The organism is Streptomyces sp. NPDC087844 (assembly GCF_044742785.1).
Taxonomy (GTDB): Bacteria; Actinomycetota; Actinomycetes; order Streptomycetales; family Streptomycetaceae; genus Streptomyces.
The window spans coordinates 263,907-287,990 of sequence record NZ_JBIUVD010000010.1 but is presented as its reverse complement, the minus strand read 5'-3'; the positions used below and the strand labels follow the sequence as shown (position 1 = coordinate 287,990).

Here is a 24,084-nt window from a genome sequence, read left to right as displayed (position 1 = left end):
CGGGGATTGAACAGTTTGTTGATTTCAGGGGTGTTGCCGGCTGGTGTCCTGCCCGGAGCGGTGGTTCGTGACCTGCGGGTCGTGTGTGGCTGGGCGCGCAGTTCCCCGCGCCCCTACAGGGGCCCGTCGGCCCCGGCGGCCTGCATCAGTGCCTGCCAGTCGGGGAGTTTGACCACACCTCTCCCCAGGGAGGCTCCCAGCGCCGCCTCGGCCCGTTCGATCGCCTGCCAGCCCGACCAGTCGACCGGGCGCAGGCCCTCGGACCGGAGGGCGGCGAGCGGGTCGGCCGGGATCTCGCGGTGTACGAGGGCGGGGGCGTCCTCCAGGAGGGAGGTCACCGTTTCCTTGGCGCAGGGGCGGTTGGTGCCGATGACGCCCGTCGGGCCGCGCTTGATCCAGCCGGCCACGTACTCGCCGGGCGCGACCGAGCCCGCCCGCAGGACACGGCCCGCGAGATGCGGGACGGTGCCGCGGTCCGCGTCGAACGGCAGGCCCTCCAGCGGAACCCCCCGGTAGCCGACCGAGCGCAGGACCAACTGGGCCTCGACGTCCTCGTACCGCCCCGTGCCCGTCACGCCGCCGAGACCGTCCGGGAGGGTCCGTTCGAAGCGGACCGTGCCCACGCGCCCGCCGCGGTCCGCGAGCAGTGCGACCGGCCGCAGGAAGAAGCGGAGCCGGATCCGCCGGGAGCCGACGGCCGGCGGACGCTCGGCCCACCCGCGCAGCACCTCGACGTTGCGTCGCTGCGCGGCGGGCAGGGCCGACGGATCCAGGTACGCCGGATCGAGCGCCAACTCCGCCGGGTCCACGACGACTTCGGTGTCCGGCAGGCCGCCCAGCTCCCGCAGTTCCTTGGTGGTGAAACGGGCCTGTGAGGGTCCGCGCCGGCCCACCATCTGGATCTCCCGCACCTGACTGGCGGACAGTGCGTCGAGCGCCGCCTGGGGCATGTCGGTCGGACTCAGTTCCGCGGCGCCGCGGGCCAGTATCCGGGTCACGTCCACCGCCACGTTCCCCACACCGATGACGACCGCCGCCCGGGCGCCGGCCACGAAACCGTCGGACACGACGTCCGGATGCGCGCTGTACCAGGACACGAAGTCGGTCGCCGACCAGCTGCCCGGCAGCTCCTCGCCCGGCACTCCGAGACGACGGTCGGTGGCGGCGCCCACGCAATAAACGACCGCGTGGTAGAGGTCCCGGAGACGGGTGGCGGGCAGTCCTTCGGGGCCGATCCGCACTCCGCCGAGGAACCGCACCCGCTCGTGCTCCAGGACCGTGCGCAGCGTGCCCTGCAGCGACTTGATCTTCTCGTGGTCGGGCGCCACTCCGTAGCGCACCAGGCCGTACGGGCACGGCAGCCGGTCCAGCACATCGACCCGGACTCCGGGCACCTGGTCCTGCTGGACGAGACCCTGTGCGGCGTACACCCCACTCGGCCCCGAGCCGACGACGGCGACCTGCAGCACGGCACAACCCCTTCCCCGAGGAGAACGAGGAGCTCGCTGGTGCTTCCAGCATCGCACCGCACCGCCCGCCGGGGGAGGGGTGGGAGAGGACCGGGACGAGGCGCTGCGCCGACAGTGTGCCGCGCGGGCCTCGCGCGCGTGCCTGTCCGCGATGAATGTGATCATGCGGTTACGTTGCGTATGTGCTGGAAACATCCTTTCTTAATCTTTCTGATCGTGATGAGCCGGACGGGGCGGTGTCCGTGCGGCGCGCCTGGGAAGTGCGCGAGAACGACACCGCCACGACGTGGTGCGACGTCCGGCTGAGCTTCGCCGACGGCGCCGGTGTCGACCTGCTCGCGGCGGTGTGCGAGGGGTGCGTCTGCATCGAGGACGTACGCGCCCGGCCCGCGCTCTCCCTCGACGACATGGCGGTGCTCGCGGACTGGATCGAGGGGCCGCTCCTGGAGGCGTGCGGGGGCGCGGCCGTGGCGGCGGGCGCCGCGGGTGGTGACGGGAGCCCCGACAAGCGGCACGCACGTCCTGTGCTGCCGCGCGGTGTCGAGAGCCGTCGGCTCGTCGCCGGGGAGTATCTGGCGGCTCAGCGGGCGGGGCGGGATCCGGTGCTCGCGGTGATGGCCGCGACGGGGCACAGTCGGCGGCGGTCGCTCAGGCTGATCGCGGGGGCGCGGGACGCGGGGCTTCTGGCGCCGCGGCATGTCCGGCGCTGACGCCTGCGGCGGGCCGGTCGGTGGGTTGTCGCGCGAGTGCGAGTGCGAAGTGCGGGTGCGGGTGTGTCGTGGCCGGGCGCGCAGTTCCCCGCGCCCCTTGCGGGGCGCCCCTGCGGGGCGGCCCCCGCGGGTCTGTCATGCTGCCGCGTCACATCTCGCGCATCCTGCTGATCTCGGTCGTCTGCTGGGCGATCACGTCGTCGGCCATCTCGCCGATCTGGATGTTGTTGCCCTGGGAGAGGACGTCCGTGGCCATGGTGATCGCCCCGTTGTGATGGGTGATCATCAGTTTCAGGAAGAGCTCGTCGAACGCCTTGCCCTTCGCCACGCGCAGCGTCTTGAGCTGCGCCTCGGTCGCCATGCCCGGCATCACGTCGTGGTGGTGTTCCCCGGACTCCTTGTCGCTCTTCTTGTCGCCGCCGTGGTTCTTGAGCCAGGCCTTCATCGTCTCGACCTCCGGCCCCTGTGAGGCGGCGATCCGCTCGGCGAGCCGTTTCACCGGCGTCGACGAAGCCTGTTCAGGAACGAGTTCGGTCATCTCGATCGCCTGGGCGTGATGCTCGATCATCATCCGGGCGTAGTCGAAGTCCGCGGAGTTGGGGGTGTCGTCGTCGGAGCGCTGCTTCGCCGCGTCCGCGGCGGAGAGCGTCTCGGCGGCCTCGCCCGGTTTGCCCGGTGCGATCACCGAAGGGCCTGTGCCCGGAGCGGACTTGGCGTCGTCGTCGGAGCCCGTGCAGCCGCCGAGGGCGAGAACGGCGGCCGTCACGGACGCCGTGATCAGACGGCGGGACGTACGGCGAGCGAGCACAGTGACCTCCTGTGGCACATGAATCGGCAGACACCTTGTGAGTCTTGTGAGTGCGGACACCTTGTGAGTGTCGATGACCGTCCTAGCATGCTTCCGCGCGCCAATGATCAAAAACATTCATTACGAATACGTTGCCACCTGTTGATCTGTGCATGCTGAAGACGATACTGCGGAGGTACCTGAACCGTTCGACCACGAACGGCTACTAGGGAGGACGCAGTGACCCTGTTGAACAATCACCGAACGCGGCGCAGACGCCTGGGAGTTGCCGCCACCGCGGCCGGTCTGCTGGCCGCGCTGCTCACGGCGGGACCCGCGGTCGCGACCCCCGACCCCGGGGACGCTCCGGTGACTTCGGAGAAGGTCTCCAGGAGTGAGGCGGCCGAGGCCCGAGCGGCGATCGCGAGCGGCGAGATACCCGGGCAGGACGAGATCGTCCACTCGGACAACATCCAGCACCTCGCGAACATCCCCAAGGACGCGTTGCCCGGCACCAACTCGGACCTCGCCTTCCAGGGCAAGTACGCGTTCGCCGGCAACTACGACGGCTTCCGCATCTTCGACATCAGCAACCCGAAGGCCCCGAAGACGGTCTCCCAGGTGCTCTGCCCGGGTTCGCAGAACGACATCACCGTCTCGGGCGACCTGCTCTTCCTGTCCACGGACTCCTCGCGCAGCGACAACTCCTGCAGCAGCACCACGCAGCCCGCGACCGAGAAGTCCTCCTGGGAGGGCATGAAGGTCTTCGACATCAGCGACAAGAAGAACCCGAAGTACGTCGCCGCCGTCGAGACCGCCTGCGGCTCCCACACCCACACGCTGGTGCCGGAGCGCAAGAACGTCTACGTCTACGTGTCCTCGTACTCGCCGAGCGCCACGTTCCCCGACTGCCAGCCGCCGCACGACGGCATCTCGATCATCAAGGTGCCTCGCAAGGCTCCCGAGAAGGCGGCGATCGTCAACTTCCCCGTCCTGTTCCCCGGTGAGGGCGCGGACGGCGGCGGCAACCCGGGCGGGCCCACCAACCCGGGCGTCTCCAAGACCACCGGCTGCCACGACATCACCGTGCTGCCCTCCAAGGACCTCGCCGCGGGCGCCTGCATGGGCGACGGCATCCTGTTCTCCATCAAGGACCCGGAGAACCCGAAGATCATCGACCAGGTCCAGGACAACGTGAACTTCGCGTTCTGGCACTCGGCGAGCTTCAACCAGAAGGCCGACAAAATCGTCTTCACGGACGAACTCGGCGGCGGCGGTGCGGCCACCTGCAACGAGACCGTGGGCCCGAACCGCGGCGCGGACGGCATCTACGACATCGTCGGCAAGGGCGACAAGCGCGAGCTCGTCTTCAAGAGCTACTTCAAGATCCCGCGCCACCAGGCCGACACCGAGAACTGCGTCGCCCACAACGGCTCGCTGATCCCGGTCAAGGGCAAGGACATCATGGTCCAGGCCTGGTACCAGGGCGGCATCTCCGTCTGGGACTTCACGAACTCCTCGAAGCCCAAGGAGATCGCCTTCTTCGAGCGCGGCCCGCTGAGCACCACGACCATGGTCACCGGCGGCTCCTGGTCCGCGTACTACTACAACGGCTACATCTACTCGAACGACATCGCCAAGGGCTTCGACGTTCTGAAGATCAATGACCGTCGTACGGATCCGGCGAAGAAGAACCGGCTGAACGAGCTGAACGTCCAGACGCAGCCGGACTACTTCGACTGACCGGCCGTGTCCGTCTCCTGGTTCGCCACGCCACCGTGACCGCCGCCTTCTTCCAGCTCGCGGCTGCCGGGGGCGAAGAACCGTGAGAGGTCCCCGTGGTACGTCCCGCCGGGCGCTTCGGCGCCCGGCGGGGCACCCCGCTCCCAGTCGAGTCCGTAACGCCGGAACAGCTCGGCCCGCAGCACCGGCACCGGCATCGGGACCCCGGGCACCAGGGCCGCGTACACCGCGCCCATCAGCAGCGCCCGCAGCATGGGGTAGTCGGCGGCGGTGTCCGGCGAGCCGTAGCGGGACATGGTGTCGCTCAGCAGCTCCGCCAGCCGGCGCTGCTCCGGACACTGCTTGAACCCCTCGCCCTGCAGAATGCCCGCCATGTGCTGGCGCATCAGCACCGGGTGGTCCCGGGCGAGGCCCAGAATCGCGTCGATGGCCCGCGCCATCCGCTCCTGACCGTCCTCGGTACGCGGCTCGCGCTCCAGCGCCTCGTCCAGCGTGCGGTGCATCAACCGGTGCACGGCGGACTGAACGAGCAGACGCTTACCGGGGAAGTAGTACGAGACGAGACCCCGGGCGGAGCCCGCGCGGTCCGCGATGTCGCCCAGCGTCGTGGCGTCGTATCCCCGCTCGCCGACGAGCTCCAGCGCCGCCTGCAGAAGCCTCTCGCGGGAACGCCGCCGCAACTCTTCATTGACCGATGCGCTGCGAGGGGACATCCTATGTACTCCTGCGTTGACTGGCTGCCAGCCAACTATACTCAGCGCGTCCGGGCCGGTCCCCTCGGGGATCACTTCCGGGCTGCCGTCCGTCCGGGGCGACGCGGGGGATCGTCCCGGGCGGTCGGGAAGGAAGCAGCGCGCCCCACCTGTGGTGACTGCCAGGTGGCGACCGCCGGAGGGGCGGCCTGCCGTTCGGCGCTGTCGCCGAGCCTTCGTCCGCTGCTTACAGTGGGCTGGAGTGCCGAGGAGGCGTACCCCCATGGATCAAGAGCAGATCCTTGCGAGGATCACGGCGATGGTCGACGACGAACGCGTACTCCGGGACGCCCTCGCGTCCGGGAAGATCGACAGCGCGACCGAACAGGAGCGACTCGGCCAGTTGGAGCGCGATCTCGACCAGTGCTGGGACCTGCTGCGTCAGCGGCGCGCGAAGTCCGAGTTCGGCGAGAACCCGGACGACGCGCGTGTACGACCGTCGTCGCAGGTCGAGGGCTACCGGAACTGAGGGACGGCCCGCGGGATCCGGCCCGGATCAGGCCCGGATCAGGCGGGGGTCAGGTCCAGCACCGGCCGCAGTCCGTTCGGCCGGTCGGTCACCGGCAGATGGTCGACGAAGTACACCCCGCACCCCAGGGCCGCCGCTCCGCCGTCCGCCGACCGGTCGTCACCGACCATCAGGGTGTCGCGCGGATCGGCTCCCAGCGCGTCGCAGGCGGTCGCGAAGAGCCGGGCGTCCGGCTTCTGGACGCCGTGCTCGTACGACAGGACGTAGGCGCCCACGTACGGGTCGAGGCCGTGCTCGCGGAAGACGGGCCGCAGATCCCAGCCGATGTTGCTGACCACGCCGATGGCGACCCCGCGGTCGCGAAGCGTGTGCAGTACGTCGATCGCGTCGCCGTACGGCCGCCAGGCCGCCGGGTCCATGTGCCGGTCGTACAGCGCGTCGTACAGTTCCGGAACGGGCAGCGCCACCTGGCGGCAGGCTCCGGTGTACGCGGCCCGGTGCGCCTCGGCGCTCTCGTCACGGATGCCCCACAGCGTGGTCAGCTCCGGCGGCACCGGCCCCCTGTGCGGAGCCCCGCCGGGCAGCGCACCCGCCGCCTCCAGTTCCTTCGCCGTCCGGAGCAGCTCCTCCCCCGGCAGGGAGGTCCCGGCCTCGGCCAGTACGGTGCGCAACCAGGTCTCGGTGGATTCGATGCGGAAGAGGGTCCCGGAGAAGTCGAACAACACGGCAGCCATGCGGGGGAAGTTACCCGCACCGCGGTCGGGGTATGTCCTTCCGCGTTCCTCCGCCCCTGGTCAGGGAGGTGCCGTTCCATGCCGTAGGGTGGAGACATCGACGCGGGGTGGAGCAGCTCGGTAGCTCGCTGGGCTCATAACCCAGAGGTCGCAGGTTCAAATCCTGTCCCCGCTACTCGTTCATGAGGGCCCGTGCAGCTGATGCTGCCGGGCCCTCAGGCGTCGCGTCGGTGACCGGTCCACCGTCGTGCCCGACGCCTGACGCGTACTCAGGGCCTGCGGCCCCGGAAACTCAGGGCCTGCGGCTCCGGAAGGTGCGGCGCAGGTCGTTCACCCAGGCGTCGGGGTTCTCCCACGGGATGAAGTGACCGCCGTGGTCGTGGGCGTTGACATTGACGTGGTTGAACCAAGCGGCCTGTGGGCCGGTCTCGAACGCCCGGACGCGCTCTTCGGCGGTGTGGATGCCGGGCGGGTTCTCGTACGTGACGAAGGTCAGGCCGACCGGGGCCCGCACGACCGGGGTGCGGTCATGGGCGGGGGCCCACGGGTGGCGGTTGGCGTTGGCGTAGTAACGCATCGACGTGGCGATGGAGTTGTTCACCCAGTAGATCGTGGCGTGGGTGAGCAGGTCGTCCTTGGTGAAGACGGACTCGACGTCACCGCCGTTGTCGCTCCAGGAGTTCCAGCGCTCCAGCAGCCAGGCGAGCAGTCCGGCGGGCGAGTCGCTCAGTCCGTGGGCGAGGGTGGCGCCGTCGAGCATGTGCACGGTGAGGTGGGACGCCGAGCGGTGGTCCAGCTCGATGACGCGGGCCCGGACGTCGGCGGGCTGCTCGTCGGTGAGGGGCCGGTTCCGGGCGAAGTCCCAGGCGCGGGGGCCGGTGAAGAAGTCCAGCGGCAGCCCCGAGCCGATGTGGATGCCGTACAGCTCGTCGGCGTACTTGTGGCCGAGCTGGCTGGAGACGAGCCCGCCGATGTCACAGCCCCCGGCGGCGTACTTGTCGTATCCCAACGTCTCGGTCATCAGGGTGTGCCAGAGGTCGGAGACCTTCCAGAAGTTGACGTCCGCGAAGCCGGTGAGCGGGCCCGGGAAGCCGAAGCCGGGCAGGGACGGCACGATGACGTCGAACGCGTCGGCGGGGTCACCGCCGAACGCGGCCGGGTCGGAGAGCGGGCCGATCACCTTCGACCAGTGCCAGAACGTCCATGGCCAGCCGTGGGTCAGGATCAGCGGGATCGGGCGGGGGCCGCGGCCCGGCTCGCGCATGAAGTGCACCGGGACACCGTCGACGTCCACGCGGTAGTGCTCGTGGACGTTGATGGCGGCCTCGGCCTCGCGCCAGTCGTAGCCGTCCCGCCAGTAGGCGACCAGCTCACGCAGATAGCTGTCCGGGACGCCGTAGGACCAGTCCCCGTTCCCCTCGTCCAGCGGGGGCCGGGTCGACGCGAGACGGGCGCGCAGGTCCTCCAGGGCCTCGTCGGACACGAGGATCGGGGTGGGCTCCAGGGGGAAGGAGCGCGGAGTGGTCATGGCATGGGTCCTTACGGGGCGGAGGAAACCGTGTCGTCGGTCTGCCGGTCTGCCGGTCTGCCGGTCGGGTCGGTCGAGCGGCAGACCGGCACGCTGCCGATTCGCTCCTACTCCGCGGGTGGCAGCGGGCCGAGGACCGGGTTGGTCAGATGCTGATAGATGATCGAAGTGCGGAAGGCGATGATCTCGCGGCGGTTGGTGAACTGATCCAGGAGGAAGGCGTGCAGGTGGTCGATGTCCTGTGCCGTGACATGCACGAGGAAGTCGTCGCTCCCGGTCATCGTGTACACGGAGACCACCTCCGGCAGTTGGGTCACCGACTGCTCGAACGCGGTGACGACGTCCCGGCGCAGGGGGCGTACCTGGGTGAACACCATCGCCTGGACCGACCGGTTGAGGGCCTTGAAGGAGACCTCGGCCCGATAGCCCCGGATGACGCCGCGCCGCCGCAGGAGCCTCGTGCGTTCCAGACAGGTGGAGGGGGCTATGCCGAGTTTCCCGGCGAGGGCGCGATTCGACTGCCGACCGTCGGCCTGCAGTTCGCGCACGATCGCCGAATCAAGTTCGTCCACGGCTTCCTCCACTGTCCGCCTGCCGAATTGGGTTCGGTGCAACTCCCGATGGTCCGCGCATCAGCCTAACTTCGGCGCCATGAGTCGAGCATTCGCACACGAAGAGGTCGTCGTCCGCCGCGGACGTCGCTCCGGCCTGCCGCTGATCGTCGCCATCCACTCCCGCGTACTGGGGCCGGCGGCCGGCGGCTGCCGGATGCGCCGGTACGACACCTGGCAGGACGGACTGACCGACGCGCTGCGCCTGTCGGAGGCGATGACGTACAAGTCGGCGGTCGCCGGTCTGGACTTCGGGGGCGGCAAGAGCGTGATCGCCCTGGACAGGGACACCGAACTCACCCCGGACCTGCGGGAGGCCGCACTGGAGGACCTGGGCGAGCTGGTGGCCTCCTTCGACGGTTCCTACCGCACCGGTCCCGACATCGGCACCGGCCCCGAGGACATGGTGGTCCTGCGGCGGTTCTCGCCGTACGCGTACTGCGCGCCCGAGGAGCACGGTGGCACCGGGGACTCCGGCGGGCCCACCGCCACCGGTGTCCTGGCCGCTCTGCGGGCCGGCGCCCGGCATGTCTACGGCGACGCCTCCTGCACCGGCAGGGTGGTGATCGTCAGCGGGTTCGGGTCGGTCGGCAGCCGGGTCGCCGCCGGTCTGGTCGCAGATGGGGCGCACGTCGTGGTGTCGGACGTGGACCACTTCCGCAAGGAGGCCGCGCTGGCGAGCGGGTACGGCTGGGTCGAACCCGACCGGGCTCTGTCGGCCCCGGCCGACATTCTCGTTCCGGCCGCCGTGGGCGGGGTGTTCGACGAAGCGAGTGTTCCCCGGCTCACCGCGCCGCTGATCGTCGGACCGGCCAACAACCAGCTCGCCGACGAGTCGATCGCCGACGCCCTCGCGGAGCGCGGCATCGTCTGGGTACCGGACTATGTGGCCGGCGCCGGAGGTGTCGCCTACACGCTCAGCAGGGAGTCCGAGGGCTACGGCCACGAGGCCGCCCTGAAGCGGGTGGAGGGCATCGGTGACACCGTCGGGCACCTTCTCGACCTCGCGCGCACGACCGGCGTCACCCCGATGCGGGCCGCCCGGCAGTTGGCCGAGTGCCGCCTCACCGCGGCCGGCTCCCCGGCAGCGACAGCGGTAGAGACAGCGGTAGAGACAGCGGTAGAGACAGCGACTGTCCGGCCTCTCAGCCGATCGTGACGACTCGTGCCCAGGACGGCGGAGTGTCCGGGACGTAGTCGGGGTCTTCTTCCCCCGCCGCGCGGGCGGGGCGCGGGAAGAGACCGAGGACCGTACGGCAGGGCGGTGGCGCGGAGGGCCAGGGGGTCTGGCCGCCGGTGAGGGCGGCGATCACGTCGGGGCGCGGCCTGGACCCCAGTGCCCGGGCGAAACCGGAGCGCAGGTCCGTGCCCCCGCCGCCGACCAGCTCGATGTTCTCCGCGCGGCAGAGCGGCACGGCGACCCCGGCCGCCGCGTCGCAGGAGATCACCGAGACCAGGTCGCGCCGCCCGCCCACCGCCCGAGAGATCGCCGCGACCTCCAGCAGCGCGCTGCCCAGTTCGGCGTCGCTCACCGACCCGGAGGTGTCGATCACGACGCAGACGCCGGGCGGCGTACGGCGCAGGCTCGGCAGCACGACTCCGGGGACACCGGCCGAGCGCCGGGACGGGCGCCGGCAGCTGTGGTTCTCGCCCGTGCCCGGCGCACCGGACGCCCTCCCCAGCAACCGCCGTCACGCATGCGGCGGTCGGCACGCCTCGTCCGCCCATCGGCGCCATCCTCGCGAGGCCTCGCCCGGCCGGCCCTTGATCCCCTCCGCGACCCGGAAGCGGACCGCGTCCTGCTTGTGCTTACTCAGCCTGTGGAGAGGTTGTTCGCGCCGGCGTGGTAACCACGCCGACGAAGATCTGGGCTGTGCCGGATCCCGGACGGGGGCTGTCGACCGTGTCGCGGTGGCAGCCCCCGTCCGGGTCATGGGCGTCGCGCGTGGGCGAAGCCCCGTCGGTGCCAGAGCAGGCCGCCCGAGTGCGCGGACTCGCCGCGCACAGCGGTCACCCGTCCCACGAGGATCGTGTGGTCGCCTCCTTCCAGGACGTCGTGGCGGACACAGTGCAGGGTGAGGGAAGCGTCCCTGATGACGGGCGCCCGGTGGGAATCCGCCGCCAGGGGTACGCCGTCGAAGCGGTGTTCGGCCGGCCGCATGAAGCGTTTGACGAGGTGTTCCTCGCCCGGGCCGAGGAGGTGCACGGCGAAGTCCTCGGCGCCGGTCAGCGCCTCGTGCGTACGGGAGTTGCGGTCGAGGCAGACGAGGAACAGTGGCGGGGCCAACGACAGCGAGCTGACGGCGCTGGCCGTCAGGCCGCGTGGCCTGCCCAGGTCGTCGTAGCAGGTGACGAGGGTGACAGGGGCGGCCAGGGCGGACATCGCGGCGCGGAAGGCCTCGGCGAGGTCCTGAGCCGGCGTCGCGGACGGAGATGTGCCGGACGGAGATGTGCCGGACGGAGACGCGCTGGGCGGGGACTGGGATTCGAGCAGCGTCGAACTCATCGGGCCACCTCCAGAGGCCGGGCCGAGCCCTGCAGCCAGCGGCCCTCGGGGCGGCCGGAGAATCCGTCCCGGATGTCCCAGGCGACCTGGCCGCCCTTCACCGTGGTGGTGAAGCGTCCGGTGAAGGTCCAGCCCTCGTACGCGGACCAGCCGCACAGCGCCTGTACGTCGTGCGCGGAGAACTGCCAGCGGTCGGACGGGTCCAGCAAGGTCAGGTCCGCGTCCGCACCCGCTTCCAGGCGGCCCTTGCCGGGCAGGTCGAAGAGCCGGGCGGGTCCCTCGCCCATGAGCCGGGCCAGGTGTCCGGCCGCCTCGTCCGGGGCGATGTCCCTGGTCCGCAGGCCGGTCCAGACAGCCGTGGCCAGTTCCTGGACGCCGGGGAGGCCGGGCGGCGCGTCGGCCGGCGGACGGTTCTTCTCCTCCACGGTGTGCGGGGCGTGGTCGCTGCCCAGGGTGACGACCTCGCCGCGCAGCAGGGCCTGCCACAGCCGCTTCTGGTCGCGGCACTCGCGGATGGCGGGGGAGAGCCGGGTACGCGGACCACGCCGTGTGGTGTCGTCGTGGGTGAACGAGAGGTGATGGCCCGTCACCTCGTAGGTGAGCGGCAGCCCCTCGGCGGCTGCGGCCGACAGCAGATCGGCCTCCTCCGCCGACGACACATGCAGGATGTGCGTCTTCGTGCCGTACTCGCGGACCAGGCGCACGACATGGGCGACAGCGACGATCCCACCGGATCGCGGCCGGTGCGGCTCGTACCCACCGTACGAGTCCGGGGCGCCCGCACTCGCGTCGAGGAGGTCGAAGACGTGCTGGTCCTCGGCGTGCAGGACGAGCCGGACCCCACCGCGGGCGGCGGCGGCGAAGGCCCGCCGCAACTGCTCGCCGTCGCGGAACACCACCGGGGCCGTGTGGTGACCGGCCATGAACACCTTCGCCGAGCTCGCGATCCGCGGGTCCAACTCGGCCAGCAGCTCGGGATGGTCGGGGTCGGCGCCCATGTGGAAGCGGTAGTCGATCCACGAGGTGCCCTGGATCACCGCGGCCTTGGCGAGCATGCTGGTCTCGTCCAGGGACGGCGGACGGGTGTTGGGCATGTCCATCACGGTCGTCACACCGCCGACGAGGGCGGCCCGGCTGCCGTGCTCCCAGTCCTCCTTGTACTCCAGGCCGGGTGTGCGGAAGTGGACGTGGGAGTCGATCAGGCCCGGCAGCACGTACCGGCCACGGGCGTCGAGGCGGGGGCCCGGTGGCAGCGGCTCGCCCGGCGCGTGCAGGGACGCGACCCGGCCGTCGCGGACGACCACCGTTCCGTCGCGGACCCCGTCGGGGGTGACGAGGCGGCCTCCTTCGACGACCAGATCGGCAGGAAGGTCGGCAGGAAGGCCGGTGGGAGGGGCGGCGGGAAGGTCGGCGGATCGGGGCTTCAACGGTTCCACGTCAGACTCACCAGTTCCTTGCAGAGGTCGTTGGTCGGTCCCATCAGGGCGACAGCACGGGCGTCGCGGCCGTAGCGGTTGATCTCGTTCGAGGCGACATAGCCGGCCGAACCCAGCAGCCGCTCGACGGCGTTGATGACACGCTCGGCGGCCGAGGAGGCGACGAGCTTGGAGTGCAGCGTGGCGATCCCCGGGTCGGCGGCGGTCCGGCGGCCGGCCCGCTCGACGACCGCGCGGGCGGCCTCGACCTCGCCCGCGATGTCCACCAGCCGGTGCCGGAGGGCCTGTTGGGTCAGCAGACCGCGCCGTTCGGCGTGCCGGTGGGCGAGTTCGAGGGCCGCCTCGGCCAGGCCGACGGACACGGCACCGAGCGTGGCGCCGCTGTCCCGGACCCCGGCGATGATCGAGGCGGCGGCGCCGACCGGGCCGAGCCGCGCGGTGTCGGGTACGCGGCAGTCGTGCACGGAGACGAAACCGGTCGCCGAACCGCGCATGCCGGTCAGCCGCAGCGAGGTGTCGGGCTCCAGACCGGGGGCGTCCGCCGGTACGAGGAAGAAGGTCTGGCCGGCGGAGCCGTAGCCGGTGTCCGGGGAGGCGTCCGGCGCGGGCTCCTCGGTCTGGGCCAGCACCAGGTAGATGTCGGCGAGTCCTGCGCTGGTGGTGAAGGACTTGGCGCCGTTCAGGACCCAGGCGCCGTCGGACGTGCGGCGGGCGACGGTGGACAGGTGCTTCTTGTTGGCGCCCGCACCCGTCTCGCTCCAGGCGGAGGCGGCGAGCCAGTCGCCGTGGGCGAGTTGGGGCAGCAGCCGGCGCCGCAGGGCCGGACTGCCGTGTTCGAGGATGCGCCTGCTGACCGCGTAGTGCTGGAACAGCATGATCGAGGCGGAGGCGTTGACCTGCGCCACCTGGGCGACCGCCGAGTTCAGGCCGTGCGCGTCGGCGCCGGTGCCGCCGTACTCGTACGGCAGTGCCAGACCGAGCAGTCCGCTCTCGCGCAGCAGGGCCAGCGCCGGCCGGTCGGGTGCGCCGCTCGCGTCGGCGTCCCGGGCGGCGGCGGCGAGGCGCTCACGCATCGGCGCGGTCAGACCGGTGGAGGGGCCGGTGGGAGGAACGGCGGGCAGATCGCCGGCCGGCGCGGGCAGCGGCAGGCCGGTCTCGGTCGGTGCCGGGGCTTCGGGCACGGTCAGGCTGTCAGCGGAAGCCATGACAACTCCTCGGAGGTGGGGGCGGGCAGGAAGAGGCCGCGGTAGTCGACCTGCTTCTCCGCGACGGAGATCCAGGCGAGCCGGCGGTCGCCGTCGTCGCCCGTGATGCGGGCCGAGGCGCGGACCGTGGCGCCCGGGGTGCGCAGGGCCAGCAGGTCGTTGTCCGGCTGCTCCGAGACACCGGACAGCAGGTGGGGGATCGTGCCCTCCACGGCGGCCCCCGCCGCGAGGCAGGTGGCGCCGGTGAGCGCCACCGTCGGGTGCCAGGAGGGTACGGAGATGGCGCGGACCGCGAGGGCGCCCGGACCGTCGGGGAGCAGCGTGGCCACCTTGGGGAAGGCACCGGTGGTGTCCCAGCCCTGGGCCCGGCAGACCGCGAGACGCAGCCTGGTCATCCGGTCGAACAGCACGAGGTCGTCGGCGAAGAGGTCCTCGACCGTGTGGACGCCGAGCTCGGCGGCGTGCACGAAGAGGTACGGATTGCCCATGGAGACCAGCGAGACGGGGACCGTACGCCCCTCGAAGGGGATACCGGTGACGGGCTCACCGGTGATCAGGAGGTCGTTCACCGGTCGCGGCGGCGAGCAGAGGAAGTGGGCCGTGAAGCGGGTGCCCCCGTCGTCGGTCTCCTCCGCCTCGCACACCACGTTGTCGCCGTTGTTGAGGACGTTGACCCGGACCCGGCAGCCCGCGACGAGGGGCTGGATCATGCCGGTACGGGCCGCCGCCTCGACCGCCGCCAGGATGGAGTGGCCGCAGGATCCGCGCAGGTCGAAGCTGTCGAGACTGTCCGGCATCGACTGGACGAAGCGGTAGTCCAGGTCGAACAGGGGATGCCGGGAGGGCTGGACGAGCGCGTTCTTCAGGATGTCCGCGGCGCCGTGGTCGGCCAGCGCCGTCCGTAACTCGGTGAGCCGGGCGAGCAGTTCGGGTTCCGAGGTGGGCAGAGTGCGCGCGTCCATCACGGCGGTGGGGCAGGGGGTGCCGTGCGCACGGGCGAGGCTGACAGTCACGCCGCCTCCTGGAGAACTCGTACCGGAGTGTGGAGTGTGATCGGGGCCTTGGCCGTGGCGAAGAACTCCTGGCGCCACAGCTGGTGCGACATCAGGGACCACAGGGCCAGGGAGACGGTGTCGCTGGGCCGGGTGGCCTGCTCGTCGAAGAGGGCGTCGACCCGCTCGGGGCGGATGCGGCCGTCGGCGCGCAGGGTGTGGGGGGACAGGACGTCTCGGGCGAGGGTCCACAGCCGCTGGCCGGGCGTGAGCATCGCGGTGACGGGAAGGGTGAAGGGCTGCTTGGGCCGTTCCAGCACACTGCGCGGGATCAGTCCCTGCGCGGCCTGGTAAAGGGCCCGCTTCACCCCCAGGCCCGGTACGAGCCGCTGCTCGTCGGTGAGGGTGGAGGCGAAGCGCACGACGGACGGCTGGGTGAACGGCAGCCGCACCTCCACCGAGCTGGCCATCGACAGGTGGTCGACGCGCCGCAGGTGGTATGCGGGGAGCCGGTAACGCTGCTCCACCGCGCCGATGCGCTGCAGCCGCGTACCGGGGCTGCTGTGCAGGATCCGCCGGATGCCGGGCGGCAGGGCGGGGCCGACGGCGTTCACGGCGAAGGCGTACTCGTCGGTGTACAGGCTCTGGCGCAGGGCCCGCGGGACGGCGGCGAGGTGGTCGAGGTAGCCGTCGATCCAGTTCGAACCGTGGTGCGCGGCGACCGCCTGGGTCATCCGGGAGTAGCCGCTGAACAGTTCGTCGGCCGCGTCGCCGGTGAGGGCGACCTTGAAGCCGGCGTCGCGGACCGCGCGGAAGAGGGAGAAGGTGGAGAGGGTGATGGGGTCGGCGTTGGGCTGCCCCAGGTGGCGTACGACGTCGGTCATGAGGTCCGGGAAGGTGGCCGGATCGACCTCGACCTGGTGGTGGGTGGTGCCGGCGGCACGGGCGACCTCGGCGGCGTAGGCGCGTTCGTCGCTGGGCCAGGTGCCGGTGTAGGCGATGTTGAAGGTGTGCAGGCTGCCGGTGCCGCCGCCGTCCCGCAGTGCCTGGGCGGCGAGCGCGGTGACCAGGCTGGAGTCGAGGCCGCCGGAGGTGACGGCCGCGACGGGGGCGTCCGCGATCAGGAGCCGTGACACCTCCTCGGACAGCAGGGCGCGCAGCTGGTCGCCGGCCTCGGTGAGGGTGCGGTCCTTGTCGGGGCGCAGGCCCTGCTCGTGGGCCATCGGGCGCTGCTTGATCCGCAGTCCGTCCCGGTGGTTGAGGAGGACGGTGGCGGCCGGCGGGAACACCCGCACCCCGCGGAACATGGTCCGATCGCCGAACGGAGTCTTGGAGGTGAGGTAGGCGTCGAGACCTGCCTCGTCCTCCTCCGCCTGCACCCCCGCGAAGCCGAGGAGCGCGGGCAGTTCGGAGGCGAAGTGGAAGCGGCCCGCGGCCCGGTCCCAGTGGTAGTAGAGCGGCTTCATGCCCGAGCCGTCGGTGGCCAGCACCATGCGGGGGGTCTCCCGCAGGTCCATGACCGCCACCGAGTACATGCCGTCCAGGTGCTCGGCGAACCGGTCCCCGTAGGTGACGTACAGCGCGGGCAGGATCGAGCCGTCGCACTGGTCGTCGAAGTGGAAGCCGAGGCCGGCCAGGCGTGTGCGCAGTTCGCGGTGGTTGTAGATCTCACCGTTGAAGACGACGGTGACCCGGCCGAGGTGGTAGGGCTGGGCCCCGCCTTCGGGGTCCATGATCGACAGGCGGTTGTTGCCCAGTGCCCAGTCGGGCCGGTGGGCGACACCCTGGGCGTCGGGACCGCCGTGGTGCATCAGGTCGGCGACGCGGCGCAGTTCGGCCTCGTCGGAATGGACGTTGAAGGTTCCGTATATGCGGCACACGCTGCGTTCACCTGACCTGTGAGGAGTAGCCGGCGGCGGAGTAGAGCGCCGGGTCGAAGGGGCTGGGCCCGCCGCAGGTCACGAAGCGGCGGGCGGTGGGACCGGTGTGCGGGTTGCGGGCGCCGTGCAGCACCCCGGGTGCCGCGTACAGGACGTCACCGGCGCTCACGTCGATCCAGCGGTCGCGCAGATACATCTGGCCGACGCCCTCGAAGGCGATGAACGCCTCGTCGCTGTCGGGGTGGAGATGGACGTTGAAGGTCTCGCCCGGCTGCTGGATGCCGCAGTGCAGGCACAGGCGGCTGCTGCCGTTGCCGGGCCAGAAGACGAAGTTCATGGTGGCCCGGCGTTCGGCGGCGTCGACCTGCCCGGTGCCGCCGAAGCCGCGCAGCTGGGTGGTGTCGTCCCAGAGGGAGGAGTGCAGGACCGGATCGCTCCCGACGGGTGCGTCCGCGAGCGGGGTGCGCCACACGTAGGCGGTCAGGCCCCTGCCGTCCGCCGTGAGGGTGAGCGCGCGGCCGGTGGGGGCGTAGGCGGCGGCTCCGCGCTCGACGGGGAGGGCAAGGTCGCCGACGGCCGCGGTTCCCGTCCCCGAGAAGATCACGGCGGTGTTCTCCTCGGCCGCGCTCTGCTCGGGGGAGTAGGACTCGCCGGCGGCTATCCGGACGACGTGCAGGGTGACATGGGTGGCGCCCGCGGCCGGGCTGACGGGGGTGGCGACCGTGGTGCGGGCGGTGGAGTCGGCGCCGGCGACGGCGTGGAACTCGAACTCCGCCGCGGTGATGATGCGGGCGTCACCGAGGGCGGTGGCCGGAGAGGACGCGGCGGCTGAGGCGGATACGGATGCGGATGCGGATGCGGATGCGGTGGATGGGGGCATGCCGGTGGCTGCTTCCTGTGTACGAAGGCCGGTGCGGTGGCGTCGGCCCGCTGGTGCGGTGGGGGAGTTGGGGGAGTTGGGGGAGGGACGGGGGATGGGAGAGGTGAATGGGTGGGGCCACAGGGGCTGGAGCGGCTGGAGGGGCTGCTGTGGGCCTTTTTCTCTACCTCCCGCAGGTTCGCGCGGCGGGTTCCCGGTCGTGTCCCGCGTCGCTCCCGGCGTACGGAGCGGGCACGGGAACCGGGCGGTCGGCAGGGAAGCGGGGCCGGCAGTGGACAACCGGCGGCCGGCTGCACACGAACGCCGCACGGCGCGCCCCGTGAGCGGGGGCGCGCCGTGCGGCGTGCTTGCTGCTGTGCGTGGAGGTGCCTGTGGAGGCCCGAGCCGGCCCGGGTGGGCCCGAACAGGCCGGGTCAGCAAGCCTCCCTGGCGACCACGGGCTGGGCCCGGTCGGCCCGGTCGGCCCGGTCGGTCGGGTCGGTCGGGTCGTTCGGGTCGGCCCGGTCGGTCGGGTCGTTCGGGTCGGGAACGAGGGGTGCCGGAGCGGCGGCAGTCGGCGGCTCGGCCGCGCGGCGCGCGGGCAGCGGCAGCCGCCCCTCCGCGAGAGCCAGCGCGGCGATGACCACCGCGCCGCCCACCGGCACGTTCCAGGTGACGGACTCGCCGAGGGCCGCCGCGCCGACGATCACGGAGAACACCGGGACCAGGTAGTTGACGCCGGAGGCCGTGGTCGGTCCCGCGTCCGCGATGAGCCGGTTCATCAGGACGAAGGCGATACCGGTGGAGGCGCCGCCGAGGACCAGGAGGGACAGCAGCGGGCCGGCCGTCAGCTCGCCCGGCAGGTCCCAGCCGATGCTGAAGGTGGTGATCAGACCGGTGATGACCATGGCCGAGGTGAGCTGCGCCGCGGTCACGGAGAGCGCCGGGATCTTGTACGGGGAGATGAACCGGCGGAGATAGACGAAGCTGATCGCGTAACTGACCGCCGCCCCGACACACGCGAGCTGGCCGCCGAGGGAACCGAATCCGTCGGTCCGCCACGGTCCCACCACGACGATCAGCCCGACGAAGCCGATCACGAGACCGGTCACCTTGCGGGCCGTGGGCCTCTCCGTGCGGATGGCCAGGGCGGCGAGCCCCAGGGTGACCAGCGGCGTCGCGCCCTGGATGACACCGGCGATGGTCGCGGTGGTGTGCTGCTCGCCCACGGCGAAGAGGGTGAACGGCACGACGTTGCCGAACACCGAGGCGACGGCGATGTGTCCCCAGACGGCGCGGTCGGGCAAGGAGCCCTTGGTCACGGCGAGGATCAGGCCGACGACGAGGGCGCCCACGAGGAGCCGCCCGAAGGCGAGTTGGAGAGGGGCGAAGGCGTCCAGCGACACCTTGATGAAGGCGAAGCTGCACCCCCACAGGGCGGCGAGCAGGCCGAAGCGGGCCCAGTTGACGGGATGCATGTGATGACTCCTGAGAGTTGTCGAACGGACGGGGGGAACGCGGAAGTACGGGTGCCGGCAGCGCGCGTAGCGGTCGGCGCGCGTGACGGTCAGGGCTCGTGATGGTCGGGGCGCGTGACGGTCAGGGCTCGTCGATCTCGAACTGGTCGTACTTCTCCATGAGCGCGACCATCTCGGCCCGGGACGGGGTGTTCCCGTCGGCCAACAGCTCCGCCAGACCCGTGAAGTAGGCCTCGCGGTTCTCCGCGGGCGTGAAGAGGATCAGCATCTCCGCCGGTGCGTCGCTGTCGTTGCGGAAGCCGTGCACGGCGTGCTCGGGCACGTGGAGGAAGTCGCCGGCATGGGCCTTGTGCCAGCCCGTGCCGTCGTGGACGGTCACTTCTCCGGAGATGACGTAGAACGACTCCGAGATACGGGTGTGGTAGTGCGGGGCGGCTCCGGCGGCGCCCGGCAGCATGTGGTGGTGGAAGAGGCCGAGGCGGCCGTCGGTGGTCTCGGCGAGCGCGATGTACCGGGTGGTGGTGGTCTCCCCGATGCGGACCTTGACGGCGTCGCCGAACCTCTTCAGGGTCGAGACCAGCAGCGTCACGACGGGTCCTCCCACATGCTCAGGTACCGCTCGCCGGTGTCCGGCAGGACGGTGACGACGGTCTTGTCCCGGTACTCGGGGCGGCCGGCCACCGACTGCGCGGCGTGCACGGCCGCACCGGAGGACACCCCGACGAACAGGCCCTGCCCGGCGGCGAGTCGTCGAGCGGTGTGCAGCGCGTCCGCGTCGCTGACGGCGATCACCTCGTCGATCAGGGAGACGTCGGTCGTCGGGGCGATGAAACCGCCGTTGAGGCCGGGGATGCGGTGCCGCCCGGCCTGCCCGCCCGACAGCAGCGGGGACCCCTGCGGCTCGACCGCGACGATCCGTACCCCCGAGTCGTGCTCCCGCAGGTGACGGGCGATGCCGGTGAGGGTTCCGCCGGTGCCCACCGCGCAGACGAGGGTGTCGACGCGGCGGCCGGTGGCCGTGAGCGCGGCGGTGATCTCGGGACCGGTGGTGGCGTAGTGGGCCTCGACGTTGTCCGCGTTCTCGTGCTGGCAGGGGAACCAGGAGCCCGGGGTGGACGCGTGGATCTCCTCGGCCTTCTCGATCGCTCCCGGGTAGCCCCGGTCGGCGGGGGTCTGGACGACCTCGGCGCCCAGCGCCGCCAGCAGACGCACCCGCTCGGTCGTCGCGTTGTCGGGCAGCACGATGACGCAGCGGTGACCGCGGGCCGCCGCGAGTGCGGCGAGCGAGATACCGGTGTTGCCCGAGGTGGCCTCGACGATCGTGCCGCCCGGCGCCAGATCGCCGCGCGCCTCGGCGGCCCTGAGCATGTACAGGGCCGCCCGGTCCTTGCTGCTGGACATCGGGTTGGCGGCCTCCAGCTTGGCCAGTATCTCGGCGCCCGGCGCCAGGCCTTCGAGCCTCAGCCGGACCAGCGGGGTGGCGCCCACCAGGTCGTCGATGCCGTCGGCGACGGCCGGCCGTACCAAGGGCGGTCGGGAGGTGTGCGGTGCGAGGGTGCGCATGGTGTGATTCCTTGTCAGATCTGGGCCTGCGGGCGGGGAGACCGAAGGGCGGCGGAGTGGTGGCGCGGGAGGCGGGGGAGCGGCTACCAGGAACCGGCCGAGGCGATACTCGCGATGGTGTCCTCGGACGGGCGGCCCGGCGTGCGCCCGGAAGCGGTGGCGGCCAGCATCCGCGTCCCCTCCGGCACGTCCTTGTTGACCAGGGCCTGCGCGCCGATGATCGCGTCGTCGCCGACGGTCACCGGGCCGAGCACGGTGGCGTTGGTGCCGAGGATGACGTTGCGGCCCACGACCGGATGCCGGCGATCGCCCTGCGGCCTGTTGTTGTCGCTCCACCAGCCGACCGCGCCGAGCGTCACCTGGTGGTAGATCGTCACGTCGTCGCCGACCACGCACGTCTCGCCGATGACCACCGCGGCTCCGTGGTCGATGAACACCCGGCGGCCCAGTGCCGCTCCGGGGTGGATCTCGACGGCGGTCAGCCGGCGGGCCCAGCGGGCCAGCAGACGTGCCGTCATCCGGTGTCCGCCCGTGTGCAGCCGATGTGCGACCCGGTGCGTCCACAGGGCGGTCAGCGCGGGGTGCAGCGCGGCTTCGAGACGGCCGCGGACGGAGGGGTCGCGCTCCACGACGACGCGCAGGTCCTCCCGCATGACCCGGATCAGGCGCAGCGGGCCGGTACCGGGGAGGGACGGAGGGGTGGCCGTCGGTGCGGCGGCCCGGGTGCCGGCCGCGTCGGTCCGCCGGAAGGGCAGGACAGCGGCGGGCTCCTTGTCAGTGGGCTCCTTGTCGGTGGCGCTCATGAGGGCTCCAGTCGGTGAGGGAAGGGCGGCCGTGGACGGGGCCGGGACGGTGTGCGGGGGCACGTTCCGCTCCCGGTGCGGAGGGGGAGCCCGACGGCCGCAGCGGTGGTCGAGGTCCCGAGAAGACCGTGACCCATCCCGTTCCCGCTCTCTTCCCGCCCCGTTCCCCCTGCCCAGCGGTGCGCGGGAGCCGGTCGGCGGCCCGGCCGGGAACGTACGGGGAGGGATCCGGGAACGGGCGGCGGGACACTCCCTGCGAGCGCCACTCCGCGCGGGAACGCGTGGGCACGACCGGAACAGTCGGTCCGGCGCCCTCACGTAGCAAGGAAGCATCCACACATGTACGAACCATCAGTTGACGGGCCGTCAGTTGCCCGGCCGTCAGTTGTCCGGGGCACGCGGGACATGGGCGAGCGCGACAGCCGCCGGATCCCGCCCGCCGTCGAGGAGACGAGGAGCCAGCCATGAGCGCGACGGCCGACCGCTACCCAGAGCCTCACCCCCCGGACAGTGCTCCGCAGCGCCTGCTGCTGCTCTGTCCTTCCACCCGCCTCGTCCGCGAGGCCGTCGCGGCGGGTTTCGCCGTACGGGTGCTCGCGGACGCCTCACTTCCCCCGAACTCCCCGCATTCCCCGCATTCCCCGCATTGTTCGAACCCCCCGGACGACGACGTTCCCCCCGGGATACCGGCGGACCTCGTCGACCTCGTCGACCTCACGGACGAGACCGCGCTGGTCCAGGCGATCGAGGCCTCGGTCCGCGTTTACGGGACGCAGCGGTTGCTGGCCTTCGCGGGCACGGCAGCCCTTCCCGCGGTCGCCAGGACCGCGGCCCGCCTGGGTGTGACCCCCAACCCGGTCGACGCGGCCCGGCTGCTGGGCGAGCCCGCGGCCATGAGGGCCCTGCTCAACGGCAGCAGGCACTCGTACGTGCCCGCCGCACAGGCCCGTACGGCCCAGGAACTGCCCGCCGCGGTCGAGGAGATCGGCGCGCCGGTCACCGTACGCACCCTGCCGCCCGCCGCGGACGCCGCGGCCTTTCGCAGCGAGTCGGCGGGTGAGCGTTCCTATCTCGTGGAGCAGTATCTGGAGGGACCGGAGTACGGCGTCGTGACCCTCACGGTCGACGGCATGCACCTTGTCGTCGGCGTGGTGGCACTGCACGGCGCCTGGCATCCGAGCAGTCATCTCTTCCCGGCACCCCTGGGGGAACGGGACGGGGCGGAGGCCCGCGCGATCGTGACCGAGCTGCTCGACCTCGCCGGATACGAGTTCGGCTACGCCTACACCGTGGTCGTGCTGACGGCCGACGGTCCACGCGTGGTGCGCTCCCGGGCGGACTACCCGGACGAGCCGCTCGCCTCGCTGATCGAGCTCGCGACGGGCTTCCGCGCCGAAGCGGAACTCGTACAGGCGCTGGCCGGGAAACCCGTGAACGTGCCGACGGCCGACCGGTACGCCGCCGTCGCGTCCTACCGGCTGCCCGTGGGGCGGCTGTTGTCGGTGTCGGGCCTCGAACCGGTGTCCGAGCTGCCCGGCGTGCACCGGGTCCACTTCCCGTACGCGTCAGGGGACGACATCCCCGGCCACGGCGGCGGCGCCGAGGGTTACGTGCTGCTGAGCGCGGAGTCCACGCAGGAGGCCGCGGAGACGGTCACCGCGGCGGCACGGCTGCTGCGCGCGGAGGTGAGCCGGCGCCCCGACCACCTCTGAGGTCCGGCACACCGCTGTCGCACACCCCTGTCGTACGCGTCCTTCGTACGCCGCCCGCACGGCCCGAGGCAGGCCGTGCGGGCGGTCGTCGTCGTCGGCGTGCGCGGGCAGTACCGATCAGGTTCCCGGGTGCTTCCCCGCCGCACCCGTGGGGCCGGTAACGGAAGCGGAACGGGCCGGGAGCGCCTGACGCGACCTTTCTCTCTGTCAGCACCGCAGATCGCGACGACAGAAGGCGGACATCATGATTCTCAAGGGCTTCGGAACCTCGGCCGGTCTCTTCGCCTCCGCGGCGGTCACTCTGGCTCTCGCAGCCGGTGTCGCCGCCGGGACGGCCGCCGCGAGCCCCGCCTCGGACGAGGGCCCCAACTTCGTCTCCGGCCTCTCGCTCGCCCGGGACACCGCCTCGGACCGCGGCCCGGCCCCGACACTCGCCTCCGACGAGGGCCCGAACGTCATCACGATCGGCATAGAGGGCGACGAGGGCCCGAATGTCGTGACGGCTGGTGTGGAGGGCGACGAGGGTCCGAATGTCGTGACGGCTGGTGTGGAGGGTGATGAGGGTCCGAATGTCGTGACGGCTGGTGTGGAGGGTGATGAGGGTCCGAATGTCGTGACGGCCGGTGTGGAGGGCGACGAGGGTCCGAATGTCGTGACGGCTGGTGTGGAGGGCGACGAGGGGCCCAACGTCGTGACGGCTGGTGTGGACGGTGACGAGGGGCCCAACCTCCACGCCGCCTGAGCCGCTTGAGGTCCGACCCCGGACGTCGCGTCCACCCCGCCCCATCTGCCGATGCCCGCCGTGACGAACGGCGGGCATCGGCATGCGGCCGTTCATCCGGCATCC

At 71.6% G+C, this 24,084-nt stretch carries 22 protein-coding genes, 1 tRNA gene and 1 pseudogene; 7 read left to right on the top strand and 17 right to left on the bottom strand.

The window, feature by feature from the left end:
- Nucleotides 1-113 precede the first annotated feature (113 nt).
- Entirely contained in the window at nt 114-1,469 is a 1,356-nt protein-coding gene (locus tag ACIOKD_RS21755) for an FAD-dependent oxidoreductase (protein ID WP_402086347.1), read from the bottom strand.
- Between the two features lie 236 nt (nt 1,470-1,705).
- On the opposite strand from ACIOKD_RS21755, the gene ACIOKD_RS21750 reads away from it, so the two are divergent.
- Nucleotides 1,706-2,179 (top strand): DUF6214 family protein, encoded by a 474-nt coding sequence (locus ACIOKD_RS21750; RefSeq protein ID WP_402086345.1) that lies wholly within the window; start codon nt 1,706-1,708, stop codon nt 2,177-2,179.
- Between the two features lie 148 nt (nt 2,180-2,327).
- On the opposite strand, the gene ACIOKD_RS21745 is transcribed toward ACIOKD_RS21750, so the two are convergent.
- Nucleotides 2,328-2,987, bottom strand: a complete 660-nt coding sequence (locus ACIOKD_RS21745) for a DUF305 domain-containing protein (protein WP_402086342.1) — start codon at nt 2,985-2,987, stop codon at nt 2,328-2,330.
- Nucleotides 2,988-3,206: 219 nt separating this feature from the next.
- Here ACIOKD_RS21745 and ACIOKD_RS21740 point away from each other — a divergent pair, with 219 nt between their 5' ends.
- On the top strand, nt 3,207-4,709 hold the full coding sequence (locus ACIOKD_RS21740) for an LVIVD repeat-containing protein (protein ID WP_402086339.1): 1,503 nt from the start codon (nt 3,207-3,209) through the stop codon (nt 4,707-4,709).
- On the opposite strand, the gene ACIOKD_RS21735 is transcribed toward ACIOKD_RS21740, so the two are convergent.
- Complete coding sequence (locus ACIOKD_RS21735; RefSeq protein ID WP_402086336.1) at nt 4,697-5,422, bottom strand: TetR/AcrR family transcriptional regulator; 726 nt, start codon at nt 5,420-5,422, stop codon at nt 4,697-4,699. The genes ACIOKD_RS21740 and ACIOKD_RS21735 overlap by 13 nt on opposite strands.
- A gap of 262 nt (nt 5,423-5,684) precedes the next feature.
- Between ACIOKD_RS21735 and ACIOKD_RS21730 the strand changes: the two genes are divergently transcribed.
- On the top strand, nt 5,685-5,930 hold the full coding sequence (locus ACIOKD_RS21730) for a DUF2630 family protein (RefSeq protein WP_402086333.1): 246 nt from the start codon (nt 5,685-5,687) through the stop codon (nt 5,928-5,930).
- A 38-nt stretch (nt 5,931-5,968) separates the two neighbouring features.
- On the opposite strand, the gene ACIOKD_RS21725 is transcribed toward ACIOKD_RS21730, so the two are convergent.
- Complete coding sequence (locus ACIOKD_RS21725) at nt 5,969-6,664, bottom strand: HAD family hydrolase (RefSeq protein WP_402086330.1); 696 nt, start codon at nt 6,662-6,664, stop codon at nt 5,969-5,971.
- A 101-nt stretch (nt 6,665-6,765) separates the two neighbouring features.
- On the opposite strand from ACIOKD_RS21725, the gene ACIOKD_RS21720 reads away from it, so the two are divergent.
- Nucleotides 6,766-6,839 (top strand) — tRNA-Met (locus ACIOKD_RS21720).
- A 117-nt stretch (nt 6,840-6,956) separates the two neighbouring features.
- On the opposite strand, the gene ACIOKD_RS21715 is transcribed toward ACIOKD_RS21720, so the two are convergent.
- Nucleotides 6,957-8,192 (bottom strand): epoxide hydrolase family protein, encoded by a 1,236-nt coding sequence (locus ACIOKD_RS21715; RefSeq protein WP_402086327.1) that lies wholly within the window; start codon nt 8,190-8,192, stop codon nt 6,957-6,959.
- 107 nt (nt 8,193-8,299) lie between these two features.
- Complete coding sequence (locus tag ACIOKD_RS21710) at nt 8,300-8,764, bottom strand: Lrp/AsnC family transcriptional regulator (RefSeq protein ID WP_402086325.1); 465 nt, start codon at nt 8,762-8,764, stop codon at nt 8,300-8,302.
- Between the two features lie 79 nt (nt 8,765-8,843).
- On the opposite strand from ACIOKD_RS21710, the gene ACIOKD_RS21705 reads away from it, so the two are divergent.
- Nucleotides 8,844-9,962 (top strand): Glu/Leu/Phe/Val dehydrogenase dimerization domain-containing protein, encoded by a 1,119-nt coding sequence (locus tag ACIOKD_RS21705; RefSeq protein WP_402086323.1) that lies wholly within the window; start codon nt 8,844-8,846, stop codon nt 9,960-9,962.
- On the opposite strand, the pseudogene ACIOKD_RS21700 reads toward ACIOKD_RS21705, so the two are convergent.
- The 11 genes and pseudogenes from ACIOKD_RS21700 to epsC all read right to left on the bottom strand — a co-directional run.
- A pseudogene (locus ACIOKD_RS21700) lies at nt 9,949-10,611 on the bottom strand (VWA-like domain-containing protein); the annotation flags it as partial. The gene ACIOKD_RS21705 and the pseudogene ACIOKD_RS21700 sit on opposite strands and share 14 nt — an antisense overlap.
- A 122-nt stretch (nt 10,612-10,733) precedes the next feature.
- The gene (locus ACIOKD_RS21695) at nt 10,734-11,309 is read right to left on the bottom strand and encodes a flavin reductase family protein (protein WP_402086320.1); all 576 of its coding nucleotides are present in this window, start codon (nt 11,307-11,309) and stop codon (nt 10,734-10,736) included.
- Entirely contained in the window at nt 11,306-12,745 is a 1,440-nt protein-coding gene (locus ACIOKD_RS21690) for a dihydroorotase family protein (protein ID WP_402086318.1), read from the bottom strand. The genes ACIOKD_RS21695 and ACIOKD_RS21690 overlap by 4 nt, the downstream gene beginning before the upstream one ends.
- Nucleotides 12,733-13,950, bottom strand: coding sequence for an acyl-CoA dehydrogenase family protein (locus tag ACIOKD_RS21685; protein ID WP_402086315.1), 1,218 nt, complete (start codon nt 13,948-13,950; stop codon nt 12,733-12,735). The genes ACIOKD_RS21690 and ACIOKD_RS21685 overlap by 13 nt, the downstream gene beginning before the upstream one ends.
- Nucleotides 13,929-14,963, bottom strand: a complete 1,035-nt coding sequence (locus tag ACIOKD_RS21680) for a PrpF domain-containing protein (RefSeq protein ID WP_402086312.1) — start codon at nt 14,961-14,963, stop codon at nt 13,929-13,931. The genes ACIOKD_RS21685 and ACIOKD_RS21680 overlap by 22 nt, the downstream gene beginning before the upstream one ends.
- A complete protein-coding gene (gene asnB / locus ACIOKD_RS21675) occupies nt 14,960-16,822 on the bottom strand; it encodes an asparagine synthase (glutamine-hydrolyzing) (protein ID WP_402086310.1) in 1,863 nt (620 codons plus the stop codon). Before asnB ends, ACIOKD_RS21680 begins: the two co-directional genes overlap by 4 nt.
- A 7-nt stretch (nt 16,823-16,829) precedes the next feature.
- Nucleotides 16,830-17,702: a cupin domain-containing protein gene (locus tag ACIOKD_RS21670; protein ID WP_402086308.1), complete on the bottom strand. Its 873-nt coding sequence runs from the start codon at nt 17,700-17,702 to the stop codon at nt 16,830-16,832.
- A 413-nt stretch (nt 17,703-18,115) separates the two neighbouring features.
- Complete coding sequence (locus ACIOKD_RS21665; protein WP_402086305.1) at nt 18,116-19,159, bottom strand: DMT family transporter; 1,044 nt, start codon at nt 19,157-19,159, stop codon at nt 18,116-18,118.
- Between the two features lie 121 nt (nt 19,160-19,280).
- On the bottom strand, nt 19,281-19,748 hold the full coding sequence (locus tag ACIOKD_RS21660; protein ID WP_402086302.1) for a cupin domain-containing protein: 468 nt from the start codon (nt 19,746-19,748) through the stop codon (nt 19,281-19,283).
- The gene (locus tag ACIOKD_RS21655; RefSeq protein ID WP_402086299.1) at nt 19,745-20,722 is read right to left on the bottom strand and encodes a PLP-dependent cysteine synthase family protein; all 978 of its coding nucleotides are present in this window, start codon (nt 20,720-20,722) and stop codon (nt 19,745-19,747) included. Before ACIOKD_RS21655 ends, ACIOKD_RS21660 begins: the two co-directional genes overlap by 4 nt.
- 83 nt (nt 20,723-20,805) lie before the next feature.
- Nucleotides 20,806-21,375 carry a serine O-acetyltransferase EpsC gene (gene epsC, locus ACIOKD_RS21650; protein WP_402086435.1) on the bottom strand — a complete coding sequence of 190 codons (570 nt, stop codon included), beginning with the start codon at nt 21,373-21,375 and terminating at the stop codon, nt 20,806-20,808.
- 614 nt (nt 21,376-21,989) lie between these two features.
- Between epsC and ACIOKD_RS21645 the strand changes: the two genes are divergently transcribed.
- Both ACIOKD_RS21645 and ACIOKD_RS21640 read left to right on the top strand, forming a co-directional pair.
- Complete coding sequence (locus ACIOKD_RS21645) at nt 21,990-23,237, top strand: hypothetical protein (RefSeq protein WP_402086297.1); 1,248 nt, start codon at nt 21,990-21,992, stop codon at nt 23,235-23,237.
- Between the two features lie 244 nt (nt 23,238-23,481).
- The gene (locus ACIOKD_RS21640) at nt 23,482-23,979 is read left to right on the top strand and encodes a hypothetical protein (RefSeq protein ID WP_402086294.1); all 498 of its coding nucleotides are present in this window, start codon (nt 23,482-23,484) and stop codon (nt 23,977-23,979) included.
- The last annotated feature ends 105 nt before the right edge of the window (nt 23,980-24,084 follow it).